This is a genomic window from Rhodococcus sp. BE178, from assembly GCF_050433545.1.
GTDB lineage: Bacteria > Actinomycetota > Actinomycetes > Mycobacteriales > Mycobacteriaceae > Prescottella.
The window spans coordinates 88,396-100,146 of record NZ_JBNPXA010000013.1; the positions used below are offsets into that span (position 1 = coordinate 88,396).

Genomic DNA, 11,751 nt, shown 5'->3' on the forward strand with positions numbered 1-11,751 from the left:
CGAGGCCGTTCCGGCTAGGGTTCTGCAGCATGGAACGCAGCGACGCCTCGTTGGACGTGTGGCCGGGCAGTGCGTATCCACTGGGCGCGACCTACGACGGTGGCGGCACCAACTTCTCGCTCTTCTCCGAGGTGGCCGACGCGGTCGAACTGTGCCTGATTGCGCGAGACGGGACCGAGACCCGCATCCCGCTCGACGAGGTTGACGGGTACGTGTGGCACGCGTACCTGCCCACGGTCACCCCCGGTCAGCGCTACGGCTTCCGGGTCCACGGGCCACACGACCCGGCGGCGGGTCTGCGGTGCGATCCGTCGAAGCTGCTGCTGGACCCGTACGGCAAGGCGTTCGACGGAGCCTTCGACGGAGATTCGTCGCTGTACACGTTCGGCGAGGACACGTTGGGGCACACCATGACCACCGTCGTGATCAACCCGTACTTCGACTGGGCCGCGGACCGGCCGCCGCGGACGCCGTATCACGAGACCCTCATCTACGAGACCCACGTCAAGGGGATGACCGCGACGAACCCGGAGGTGCCGGAGGAACTGCGCGGCACGTACGCCGGGCTGGCCCATCCGGCGGTCATCGAGCACTTGCGCTCGTTGGGAGTCACCGCGGTCGAGCTGATGCCGGTCCACCAGTTCATGCACGACCAGATCCTGCTGGACCAGGGCCTGCGGAACTACTGGGGCTACAACACCTTCGGGTTCCTCGCCCCGCACGCCGAGTATTCGTCGGTGACGAAGCCGAGCGGTGTCGTCACCGAGTTCAAGGCGATGGTGCGCACCTTCCACGAGGCAGGCATCGAGGTCATCCTCGACGTCGTCTACAACCACACCGCGGAGGGTGATCACCGCGGGCCCACCATCGCGTTCCGCGGCATCGACAACGCCGCCTACTACCGGCTCGACGACGAGGACCCCGAACTCTACAAGGACTACACCGGCACCGGGAACAGTCTGGGTGCCCGGCATCCGCACACCCTGCAGCTGATCATGGATTCGCTGCGGTACTGGGTCACCGAGATGCACGTCGACGGCTTCCGGTTCGACCTCGCGTCCACCCTCGCCCGCGAGTTGCACGACGTGGACCGGCTTTCCGCGTTCTTCGACCTCGTCCAGCAGGATCCGGTGGTGAGTCAGGTCAAGCTGATCGCCGAGCCGTGGGACGTGGGCGAGGGCGGCTACCAGGTCGGCAACTTCCCCGGCCTGTGGACCGAGTGGAACGGCAAGTACCGCGACACCGTGCGCGACTACTGGCGCGGTCAGCCGTCGACACTCGGTGAGTTCGCCTCGCGCCTGACCGGGTCGTCGGACCTGTACGAGGCAACCGGGCGGCGCCCCGGGGCGAGCATCAATTTCGTGACCGCCCACGACGGCTTCACGCTCGCCGACCTGGTGTCCTACGACGAGAAGCACAACGCGGCCAACGGCGAGGACAACCGGGACGGCGAGAGCCACAACCGGTCCTGGAACTGCGGCGTCGAGGGCCCCACCGACGACCCCGGAATCCTCGCCCTGCGCGCCCGCCAGCGCCGGAACATCCTCGCCACGCTCCTGCTCAGCCAGGGCACACCGATGCTCGCCCACGGCGACGAGATGGGGCGCACCCAACAGGGCAACAACAACGTCTACTGCCAGGACTCGACGCTGTCGTGGATGGACTGGACGCTCCTCGACGCCAACGCGGACCTGGTCGAGTTCACCCGACGGGTCAGCGCCCTGCGATCGACGCACCCCGTGTTCCGCCGGCGGCGGTTCTTCGCGGGCCGCCCGGTACGCGACGCCGAGCACAGCCGCGACATCGCGTGGTTGACTCCGTCGGGACGCGAGATGACCACCGCGGACTGGGACAGCGCGTTCGGCAAGGGCCTGGCGGTCTATCTCGGCGGAGACGCGATACCGGAACCCGACCAGCGCGGCCGTCGGGTGGTCGACGACTCCTTCCTGTTGCTGTTCAACGCCCACGACGACGCCCTCGAGTTCACCGTGCCGCACGGCGAGGTCGACTCCCCATGGACCGGCGAACTGGACACCACCGCACCGACGGGGGGCACCGATGTCGTTGTCGCGCCGGGTGACTCCATCGCCGTCCCGTCCCGCTCCCTGCTGGTACTGCGCCGGGACCGAATGCCATGAGGCCGATCACCGCCACCTACCGGCTCCAGCTGCGCGGTGACGCGTTCACCCTCGACGACGCCCGGCGCCTGGCCGACTACCTGGACCGGCTCGGCGTCTCCCACCTGTATCTCTCGCCCATCCTCACCGCCACCGCCGGATCGACGCACGGGTACGACGTCATCGACCCGACCACGGTCTCGGCCGAAATCGGGGGGCGGGCGGCACTGGTCGCACTGTCCGCGGAACTCGCCGAACGCGACATGGGGCTGATCGTCGATCTGGTGCCCAATCACGTCGGCGTCGGCCGGCCACGGGAGAACCGTTGGTGGTGGGACGTGCTGACCAACGGCCGACGGTCGCCGTTCGCCCGGTTCTTCGACGTCGACTGGCGCGAGGACAACGGGGCGGACGGGCGAATCGCACTGCCCGTCCTGGCCGATGAATCCGACCTCGGCGGTTTGAGTTTCGACCACGACCGGGGCACCCCGATGCTCGCGCTCGGCGACCAGCGGTTCCCCATCGCTCCCGGCACCGAGGACGGCAACCCCCGCGAGGTCCACGACCGGCAGGCGTATCGGCTCGTCGGCTGGCGCGACGGGGCGGTGGGATATCGGAGGTTCTTCGCGATCAACGACCTCGCCGCGCTCCGGCAGGAGGATCAGCGGGTGTTCGACACGACGCACCACCAGTTCGCGTCGTGGGTGCGCGACGAACTGGTCGACGGCGTCCGCGTCGACCACCCGGACGGCCTGAGCGATCCGTCCCGCTACCTGCGCACCCTGCGGGAGGTGATCGGCACCGACCGTTGGCTGCTCGCCGAGAAGGTCCTCGCGGCCGGGGAACCGCTCGACCCGACGCTGCCGATCGACGGAACCACCGGATACGACGCCCTCGCCGAGTACGGCGGCGTGTTCGTCGACCCTGCCGGTGAGGCGACGCTGACAGCGCTGGCCGACCGTGCGGGGGCACCCGGCGATGCGGCCTGGCTGCGCGACAACGGAATCGAACTCCGACGGCGTGCCGCGCGCACCGAGTTGGCGCCCGAGGTGCGGCGCCTGGTGCGGGCGGTACTGCGCGACTCGCCGACCTTCTGCAACCCGGACCAGTTGCGCGATGCGCTCGTCGAGGTACTCGTCCACATGCCGGTCTATCGCGCCGACTACGCACCACTGGCGGGCACGATCCCCCGGATGATCGGGGAGACACTCGATCGGCACCCCGAGTGGGCCGCCGCGCTGACGACCCTGGCCGGCGCGCTCACGGATGCGGCCAGCGAAGCGAGCACCCGCTTCCATCAGGTGTGCGGCGCGCTGACCGCCAAGGCGGTCGAGGACTGCCTGTCCTACCGCACCTCCCGGCTCGTCTCACTGCTGGAGGTCGGCGGCGATCCCGGCCGGTTCGGCTGCTCCCCCGCCGAGTTCCACCTCCGCGCCGCCGAACGCGCCCGGCTGTGGCCGAGGACGATGACGACACTGTCGACGCACGACACCAAACGCGGCGAGGACGTCCGCGCGCGCATCGGGGTGCTGTCGCAGGTTCCGGAACTATGGGCTCGCTGCGTCGCCGACTGGGAGATGTCCACCCCGAGCCCCGACGGCACCACCGGACTCTTCCTGTGGCAGAACATGTTCGGAGTGTGGCCGGCGGACGGATCGGTCCCGACGTCCGCCCTGCGGGGACGACTCCACCAGTATGCGGAGAAGGCCACCCGCGAGGCCGGACTACGCACCGCCTGGACGGACGTCGACCAGCATTTCGAGACCGCGCTGCACACCTGGCTCGACAGGGTCGCCGACGGACCGGTCGGCCGCAGCATCGGCCGGATCGCGCAGCAACTCGCCCCGCACGGATGGTCCGACGCGTTGGGACAGAAGCTGCTGCAACTGTGCGGACCGGGCGTCCCGGACGTCTACCAGGGCACGGAGTTGTGGGAGGACTCGCTGGTCGATCCGGACAACCGGCGGCCGGTGGACTATCGGCCTCGCCGGAGGCTGCTGCAGTCGATGGACACCCCCGGCGTCGAGACGCCGCCCCTCGACGGATCGGGTGCCGCGAAGTTGCACGTCACCCGCACCGCGCTGCGACTGCGCCGCGAACGCCCGGACAGCTTCGTCGGAGGCCACTACCGCCCCATGTTCGGCGTCGGACCCGCCCACGCTCATCTCGTCGGCTTCGCTCGCGGCCCGGCCGGTCAGGCGTCGGACGTCATCGTCCTCGCCACGCGGCACAGCGTGCGACTCAATGAAACCGGTTGGGGCAGTTCCAGCATCGCACTACCGAACGGAAGCTGGTTCGACCGGCTCACCGGCGAACTGTATGCCGGGGCTGCTCCGCTGACGAAGATGTTCGAACGACTGCCCGTGGCACTGCTGGTGCGACTGGACCGGCCGTGACGAGTCGAGTCTTGCCCGCTTCGCGTGCGCGCCCGACGCCGTCGCAGCACTGAAGGTCGCTGCCGTACCCGACCAGCCGGGTGTGGCAACGACCTTCAGCAACCCCTACGCCCCAAGGATGGGGCGCGCTACTACTTCAACACCAGACGTGAAGTCGGACCATTTCTCAGCTGAAGGTGGCGAGCGCACCGATCAGGCCGAGCAGTGCGCCGACACCCGCGAGTACGCTGCCGATACCACTCACGACAGGCTGAATCTGCTTGATCAACGCGAGGTCTGCATCAGAAGAACCCATAACCACTCCTCATCCGAATGTCGTTGCGCGGTTGCGCAAGCAAGAATGTACTACAGCACGTAGTAGCCGCGCTACGCGTGAGAGGAGCTCACTCGGAGCCATCGCGCCCGACAGACGTTTGATCGCTGGTAGCGTACCGTCCGCCGCGACGACCACCCCCGCCGGCTGGCGGACGGATACGCCGGCAGCGGCGGGATGTGTGCGCGCCCACGTCACCCGAGGCTTCTCCGCTCGGGTCGAGGGCTGCGGGCGCTCTCGCGCCGCCGCGTTGCGCGCCGATCCCCGCGGCCACGACGAAGCCGATGCCGAGTACGGCCAGGGGATTCGGGATCTGCCGTAGCGCCACGAGTCCGATGAGAGCCGCGATCGCAGGTTCGAGGCTCATCAGTGTGCCGAACGTCCCCGCGTCGAGGCGGCGCAGCGCAACCAACTCCAGCGCATAGGGCACCACCGGGAGCAGCACCGCAAGCCCGAGGCCGAGGAGTACGAGCTGCGGTGTCAGGCGCGCGAAGACGTCCGGCGCTGCTACCAACGTCGTGACAACCCCGGCGACCGGCATCGAGATGGACAGGCCGGCAAGGCCGCCCACCTCGTCACCGACCTTCTGCGTGAGCAAGATGTATGCCGCCCAACACACGGCAGCGCCCAGTGCGAAACCCGCACCCGTCGGATCGACGTGGCCGCTCCAGGGTTGCGTCAGCAGCACGACACCGCCGCCGGCGACCAGCGCCCACAGCCGGCCGACTCCGCGGGTTCGGGTCACCGCGATCCCCAGGGGTCCGAGAAACTCCAGTGCACTCGCAGTTCCGAGAGGGATCCGCGACGCGGCGGCCATGAACAGCATCGTCATGCCGGCAGTGGCCACACCCAGTGCCGCCGCGGAACGAAATGCGCGGCGAGTGAACTGCTCTGGACGTGGTCGAACGATCGCGACGAGGAGGAGACCGGCCCAGGCGAGCCGTAGCCAGGCGGCACCGGCTACACCCACCTGGTCGATGAGCGCAACCGAGGCCGCGAGACCCAGCTGCACGCACAGCATCGCAGAGAGCGCCATCCCGGCTCCGGCCCGCGATGCACTTCGGGCCTCGATCGTCGTCATCACGTCAGTGAACCGAACTCATCCGTCAAACTCCACGCGAATAAAGTGGACTGATCGTTCACGAATCCTGAACAATGCCTGCATGGACCTGCACCGACTCCGCATCCTTCTCGAACTGTCCCGGTGGGGTTCGATGCGCGAGGTCGCCGACGAGCTCGGAATGACCACTTCTTCTGTCTCCCAACATATTGCGGCGCTGGCCCGAAGGATCGGCACGCCGCTGACAGAACCCGACGGTCGACGGGTGCGCCTGACCCCGGCGGGCCGGCGACTCGCCGAGCACGCGGTGACGATCCTGGCCGCGGTCGATGCCGCGATAGTGGATCTCGACGTGGACGCAGCGCCGGCCGGTACGGTGCGTGTAGCGGGCTTCGCGTCCGCCATTCGGCGCTCGCTGTTGCCGACCATCGCTCGGCTCGGGGCGGCTCAATCGGCGGTGACGGTCATGATCGCCGAGCAGGAGCCGTTCGAGGCTCTCGAACGGCTCGCCCGCGACGACGTCGACATCGCGCTCACGTACGACTACAACCTCGCTCCGGCGACACTTCGCAACGACTTCAGCGCGACCGCACTCTGGACGATGAAATGGGGCCTCGGCACACATGCGGCCCAGCGCCCCGGCCCGCTGTCCTCATACGCAGGCAGCAACTGGATCGTCAACTCGCGCAACACTGCAGACGAAGAGGTCCTACGCATCCTCGCCTCCATGGCCGGCTTCATTCCCCGGATTACCCACCACATCGACAGCCTCGAGCTCATCGACGATCTCATCGCCGCGGGCCACGGCGTCGGTTTGCTCCCCCTCGAGCGCACCCGCCAGCACTCCGAGGTACGGGTCAGTAGCCTCGACGATCTCGAGGTGATCATGCGAACCTATGCCGTCATTCGCCGCGGTCGCGAACAATGGTCGCCGCTGCGGCTCGTACTGGACGAATTGAACGCCGAGGAGCCCTGATCCAGGAACAAGACTGCGAACGCTTCCGCGCAACCGCGTCCACCCCATCACCGGTAGCGGCACCGGCGAGCATTTTTCGATGCGACCGCTGTCGTCCGCCCCGCGATCTCACTTCCTCACGGCCGACACCAACCACCGGTTTCCCTGCCGCAACTGCTTCAGCACCGAGTGTTCGGGCAGCACACGCCCGTACCGCCGCGCGAGGTCGTCGACGGTCACAGCGGTGGCACGCCAACCGTACGAGTCGAACCAGGCCTCCGGATCCGCGGGACCGTTCGAGTGCAACAGGGCGAGCCAGTCGCGCCGACGGAGGGGGCTACCCCGGAACAGCGGTGCGTCGTCCATCGCCGCCGTGAAGTCGACGTTGGTTATGGTGGCGCCGATCGCACTTCCCGCTCCCGACAACTCCCCCGCGTGCCGCATCAGGGCGTCCACGCCGTCCTCGGGTAGATACGCCAGCAGACCCTCGAGGATCCAGGCTGTGGGGACGTCGGGACCGAACCCGGCTCCGCGCAGGGCCGCGGGCCAGTCGTCGCGCAGGTCGATCGGCACCGTGACGCGGGCCGCCTGCGCGGGCGAGACACCGTCCAGGACGGCGTCCTTGAACTGCACCATCTTGGCGGTATCGAGTTCGTAGACGGTCACCGGCTGCGGCCAGGGCAGCCGGAAAGCGCGCGTGTCCAGGCCGGCGCCGAGGAGGACGAGCTGCCGACAGCCCGCCGCAACGGCGTCCAACACGAAGTCGTCGAGGAACTTCGTCCGCACCGCGACCCACGTCGTCAGCTCCTCGCGGCTGCCGTCGTCCATCTGATCGGTCGGCGGATTCCAGCCGGATGCTCCGACGAATTCACCGGCCCACGGGTCGTCGAACAATCTGTCGGCGCGACCGCTCTCCATCGCGCGGGCCGCTGCGACGAACACCGCGGTCACTCCGACGCCTCGAGGTTGATTCACGGCGGCACCTCCTCGGTCCACCGTCGATTGTGCTCCCGGTCACCGAGAATGCACGTCCGCGCACCCCGTCGGCCGAATATGGTCCAGGTCACATGACCGTCAAGGACTGGAGGACATACCCATGAGCGCGAACCGTTTCGTCGGCAAGGTCGCTTTCATCACCGGAGCCGCCCGCGGCCAGGGTCGCGCCGAGGCGGTCCGGCTCGCGTCCGAGGGTGCCGACATCATCGCGCTCGACGCGTGCGCGGATTTCGACTCCACCGCCTACGACGGCGCGACCGAGGCCGATCTCGCCGAGACCGTCGCTCTCGTCGAAGGTCTGGGCCGCAAGATCGTCGCCACCAAGACCGATGTCCGGGACTTCGACGCGCTCGCGGCCGCCCTCGCCGACGGCATCGGCACCCTCGGCCGCCTCGACGTCGTGGTCGCGAACGCTGGCATCTGCTCGGGCGCCATGTCGTGGGAGATCACCCCCGAGCAGTGGCAGGAGACCCTCGACGTCAACCTCACCGGCGTCTTCCACACCGTCAAGGCCGCGATCCCGCACCTCATCGAGCAGGGCGAGGGCGGCTCCATCGTCATCACGAGTTCGGTCGCCGGCCTGCGCGGCCTGCCGTTCCTCGGGCACTACGTCGCCAGCAAGCACGGCGTCACCGGACTCGCGAAGACCCTCGCGGTGGAATTGGGCGCACACAACATCCGCGTCAACACCGTCCATCCCAACGGTGTCGAGACCGGCATGCAGGTCAACGACATGCACGCGCTCGTCCAGGAGTACAGCACCACCCTGGCCCCGATCTTCATGGGCAGCCTGCCGGACCAGATCAGCCAGCCCGAGGACATCGCCAACGCCGTCGCATGGCTGGCGTCCGACGAGGCCCGGCACGTCACCGGCATCCAGCTGCCGGTCGATCTCGGCACGCTGATTCGCTGACGCCACCCCCGGACGGCTGCGATGTGCACGTGATCGGTGCATTCTGATCACGTGCACACCTTCGAGGTCTGGGCCCCCCTTCCGAGTTCGGTGCGCGTCGAGGTCGACGGGTACGCGCACGAGATGACCCGCTCCCCCGACGGCTGGTGGCGCGCCGACGTCGCCGCCGAACCGGGCGCGCGGTACGGATTCGTGCTCGACGGCACGCCGCCGGTGCTGCCCGATCCACGCTCGCGACGGCAGCCGGACGGGGTCCACCTGCCGTCGCAGCTGCATCGGCTCGATCCCGCAGGCTGGACCGACTCGGCGTGGACGGGCCGCCAACTGGCGGGCAGCGTCGTCTACGAACTGCACGTCGGCACCTTCACGGCGGAGGGCACGTTCGACGCCGCGATCGCCCGGCTCGATCACCTCGTCGATCTCGGCGTCGGATTCGTCGAACTGATGCCGGTCGCCGCCTTCAACGGCACCCACAACTGGGGCTACGACGGCGTGCTCTGGTACGCGGTGCACGAGGGCTACGGCGGCCCGGACGGCTTGCAGCGCTTCGTCGACGCCTGCCATCGGCGCGGACTGGCGGTGATCCTCGACGTCGTCTACAACCACTTCGGCCCGTCCGGCAACTACCTGGACCGGTTCGGCCCGTATCTCGCGGACGGCGCCAACTCGTGGGGTCGCGAGGTGAACCTGTGCGGCCCGCACAGCCACGAGGTGCGTCGCTACATCATCGAGAACGCGCTGAGCTGGTTCCGCGACTTCCACATCGATGCGCTGCGCCTCGACGCCGTCCACGCGCTCGTCGACAACACCGCCGTGCACCTGCTCGAGGATCTCGCGGTGGAGGTGCACCGACTGTCGGCGCACCTGCGACGGCCACTGACCCTGATCGCGGAGAGCGACCTCAACGACCCCAAGATCATCTCGGCTCGGGCCGCCGGTGGCTACGGCCTCGACGCGCAGTGGGACGACGACGTCCACCACGCCATCCATGCCGCAGTGTCCGGCGAGAGGCAGGGATACTATGGCGATTTCGGCTCCCTGCAGGCGTTGTCGCACACGCTCACGCACGGCTACTTCCACGCCGGCACCTTCTCGACGTTCCGGGGCCGCAACCACGGCCGCCCCATCGACATCCGCAGGATTCCCGCCGACGCCCTGCTCGCGTACACCTGCACCCACGACCAGATCGGCAACCGCGCCACGGGCGACCGACCCGGTTCGTACCTCACCGCGGGTCAACTCGCGATCAAGGCCGCCCTGGTCCTGTGCTCCCCGTACACACCGATGCTGTTCATGGGCGAGGAATGGGGTGCGCGAACACCCTTCCAGTACTTCACGTCTCACCCCGAACCCGAACTCGCGAAGGCGACCGCGGAGGGTCGCCGCCGCGAGTTCGCGGAACACGGCTGGGACAGCGCCGACATCCCGGATCCGCAGGATCCTCGAACGTTCCAGCGATCGAAACTCGATTGGGGCGAGACGGCGATCGCGGCGCACGCACGGTTGCTCGAGTGCTATCGGGAACTGATCGCGTTGCGGCACAGCCGCGCCGATCTGACCGACCCGTGGCTCGAGCACCTCAAGGTCGAATACGACGAGAACGAACGCTGGCTCGCACTCATTCGCGGCGACCTGCGGATCGCCTGCAATCTGGGCACCGACCCGGTGACCGTGCCCATCGGCGGGATTCCCCTCCTGTGGTGGGAGGAGCCGACGGTGGACGAGACGGCGTCGGCGATCGTTCTGCCCGGGCACTCGTTCGCGGTTCTCGACGCCGGCCGGATCGGATAGCCCGGAACAGGACGGCGCAGCCTATACGGTGACGTCCGAGTAGGGCATGTGCTCGGACACCCAGGGAAATACCACTTCCATGAGCAGCAGCACGAGCGCGACAACGAGGACGATCAGGAGTAGTGCCTTCACCGGCCGGGGGCCGGGGAGCGCGTGCCAGAGGTAGCCGTACATTCATCGCTCCTGCAACGCCGCGGGACCGTGGCCCGAGGACTTGGGGATTGTTTCGACGAGCATGGCATGCACGATCATGCGCTCGGTGTTCGAGAACAGCGGATGGCACGTGGTCAGCGTCAGCATGCTTTCCAGCCCGGGGGCTGCTTCCACCCAAGCGGCGCCGGGCAGCGGGTTGACGACCTCGACGTCGGTGGGCACGGTGATGTGCCGCCCCAGGACGTGGGCGTAGTCGCCGTCCGAGACGCGATCGGTCTGCTCGGGGCTCAGACAGGCTTCCGCCGCCGCACGCCTTTCGGGCGAGGCCGCCTCGAGTGGGAGCAGCCGGTAGGTCATCCATTGGAACTCGGTCTCCACGACGACGGCATCGCACGACGCGAGCCGATCCAGGTGCTGGAACACCGCACCGGTACCGATGCGATGCCCGGCGAGCGCGAAGTTTCCTGCCTCGCCGGGCATCTGCGTCTCGGGGTAGTGGCCGGGGCCGGCCCGCAGGTCCTCGTTGCGGGTGCCCTCGACGACGGCGTACACGGTGTCGAGGGCGGGGAGGTGGACCCGCGCGAACCCCTCGCCGAGCGCCGGGGGCAGCGGGGCAACCGGCTCATCACCGGCCGCCCCGGAGTCGTTGCCCCAGGACTGCTCCAGGTGGGCGTTGACATCGTCCTGCAGCCGCCCCGAGACGATATTGGTCCAGAACGCCTCATAGATGACGAAAAGCAGGACGAGGACCCCGGCCGTGAGGAGCAGTTCGCCGAGAATCTGCCCTGCGCCCGGCCGCGGCCGATGCGGGCCCGGAACCTTGCTGTCACTCACGGACCGGGGCCCCTTCCACAGATGTGTTGAACTAGCTGCCCGCGTTGATCATGACGCTTCCGGTGCCGCCGAGAAGATCATAGAGAAGCACGGACAGGCGACCGAGCCCGTCGATCGCGGCGGAACCGGTGGTCTGGATGTCGCCGATGACAATCGGGAACGGGAGGAAGAGCACGAGAATTCTCCTTCGAAGGGCGGCCGAGTGGACGGCCGCGAGACAGAT

The 11,751-nt window shown here is 68.3% G+C and carries 11 protein-coding genes; 5 read left to right on the forward strand and 6 right to left on the reverse strand.

Annotation, left to right across the window (positions count from 1 at the left end):
* Positions 1-29: 29 nt before the first annotated feature.
* Positions 30-2,138: a glycogen debranching protein GlgX gene (glgX, locus tag J2X34_RS20900; protein ID WP_429519590.1), complete on the forward strand. Its 2,109-nt coding sequence runs from the start codon at positions 30-32 to the stop codon at positions 2,136-2,138.
* Positions 2,135-4,513 carry a malto-oligosyltrehalose synthase gene (treY, locus tag J2X34_RS20905; RefSeq protein WP_429519592.1) on the forward strand — a complete coding sequence of 793 codons (2,379 nt, stop codon included), beginning with the start codon at positions 2,135-2,137 and terminating at the stop codon, positions 4,511-4,513. The genes glgX and treY overlap by 4 nt, the downstream gene beginning before the upstream one ends.
* Before the next feature lie 166 nt (positions 4,514-4,679).
* Here treY and J2X34_RS20910 read toward each other — a convergent pair whose 3' ends face one another.
* Both J2X34_RS20910 and J2X34_RS20915 read right to left on the reverse strand, forming a co-directional pair.
* The gene (locus J2X34_RS20910; RefSeq protein WP_429519594.1) at positions 4,680-4,808 is read right to left on the reverse strand and encodes a hypothetical protein; all 129 of its coding nucleotides are present in this window, start codon (positions 4,806-4,808) and stop codon (positions 4,680-4,682) included.
* Between the two features lie 88 nt (positions 4,809-4,896).
* Positions 4,897-5,907: an EamA family transporter gene (locus J2X34_RS20915; protein WP_114719331.1), complete on the reverse strand. Its 1,011-nt coding sequence runs from the start codon at positions 5,905-5,907 to the stop codon at positions 4,897-4,899.
* A gap of 82 nt (positions 5,908-5,989) precedes the next feature.
* On the opposite strand from J2X34_RS20915, the gene J2X34_RS20920 reads away from it, so the two are divergent.
* Positions 5,990-6,862, forward strand: a complete 873-nt coding sequence (locus tag J2X34_RS20920) for a LysR family transcriptional regulator (RefSeq protein ID WP_429519596.1) — start codon at positions 5,990-5,992, stop codon at positions 6,860-6,862.
* Positions 6,863-6,970: 108 nt separating this feature from the next.
* Here J2X34_RS20920 and J2X34_RS20925 read toward each other — a convergent pair whose 3' ends face one another.
* Positions 6,971-7,816 carry an SAM-dependent methyltransferase gene (locus tag J2X34_RS20925; RefSeq protein ID WP_429519598.1) on the reverse strand — a complete coding sequence of 282 codons (846 nt, stop codon included), beginning with the start codon at positions 7,814-7,816 and terminating at the stop codon, positions 6,971-6,973.
* 121 nt (positions 7,817-7,937) lie between these two features.
* On the opposite strand from J2X34_RS20925, the gene J2X34_RS20930 reads away from it, so the two are divergent.
* On the forward strand, positions 7,938-8,750 hold the full coding sequence (locus J2X34_RS20930) for a mycofactocin-coupled SDR family oxidoreductase (RefSeq protein WP_429519600.1): 813 nt from the start codon (positions 7,938-7,940) through the stop codon (positions 8,748-8,750).
* A 51-nt stretch (positions 8,751-8,801) separates the two neighbouring features.
* Positions 8,802-10,541 (forward strand): malto-oligosyltrehalose trehalohydrolase, encoded by a 1,740-nt coding sequence (treZ, locus tag J2X34_RS20935; RefSeq protein WP_174910916.1) that lies wholly within the window; start codon positions 8,802-8,804, stop codon positions 10,539-10,541.
* A gap of 21 nt (positions 10,542-10,562) precedes the next feature.
* On the opposite strand, the gene J2X34_RS20940 is transcribed toward treZ, so the two are convergent.
* From J2X34_RS20940 to J2X34_RS20950, 3 genes are read right to left on the reverse strand one after another with little or no spacing between them, the layout of a single operon-like run.
* A complete protein-coding gene (locus J2X34_RS20940) occupies positions 10,563-10,715 on the reverse strand; it encodes a hypothetical protein (protein WP_174910919.1) in 153 nt (50 codons plus the stop codon).
* Positions 10,716-11,528 (reverse strand): class E sortase, encoded by an 813-nt coding sequence (locus J2X34_RS20945; protein ID WP_429519603.1) that lies wholly within the window; start codon positions 11,526-11,528, stop codon positions 10,716-10,718.
* Positions 11,529-11,559: 31 nt separating this feature from the next.
* The gene (locus tag J2X34_RS20950; RefSeq protein ID WP_174910925.1) at positions 11,560-11,703 is read right to left on the reverse strand and encodes a hypothetical protein; all 144 of its coding nucleotides are present in this window, start codon (positions 11,701-11,703) and stop codon (positions 11,560-11,562) included.
* Positions 11,704-11,751: the final 48 nt, after the last annotated feature.

Excerpts from the sequence above, each read along its gene's own strand:
- glgX (WP_429519590.1), top strand. The coding sequence starts at position 30 with ATGGAACGCAGCGACGCCTCGTTGGACGTGTGGCCGGGCAGTGCGTAT.
- treY (WP_429519592.1), top strand. The coding sequence starts at position 2,135 with ATGAGGCCGATCACCGCCACCTACCGGCTCCAGCTGCGCGGTGACGCG.
- J2X34_RS20910 (WP_429519594.1), bottom strand. The coding sequence starts at position 4,808 with ATGGGTTCTTCTGATGCAGACCTCGCGTTGATCAAGCAGATTCAGCCT.
- J2X34_RS20915 (WP_114719331.1), bottom strand. The coding sequence starts at position 5,907 with ATGACGACGATCGAGGCCCGAAGTGCATCGCGGGCCGGAGCCGGGATG.
- J2X34_RS20920 (WP_429519596.1), top strand. The coding sequence starts at position 5,990 with ATGGACCTGCACCGACTCCGCATCCTTCTCGAACTGTCCCGGTGGGGT.
- J2X34_RS20930 (WP_429519600.1), top strand. The coding sequence starts at position 7,938 with ATGAGCGCGAACCGTTTCGTCGGCAAGGTCGCTTTCATCACCGGAGCC.
- J2X34_RS20940 (WP_174910919.1), bottom strand. The coding sequence starts at position 10,715 with ATGTACGGCTACCTCTGGCACGCGCTCCCCGGCCCCCGGCCGGTGAAG.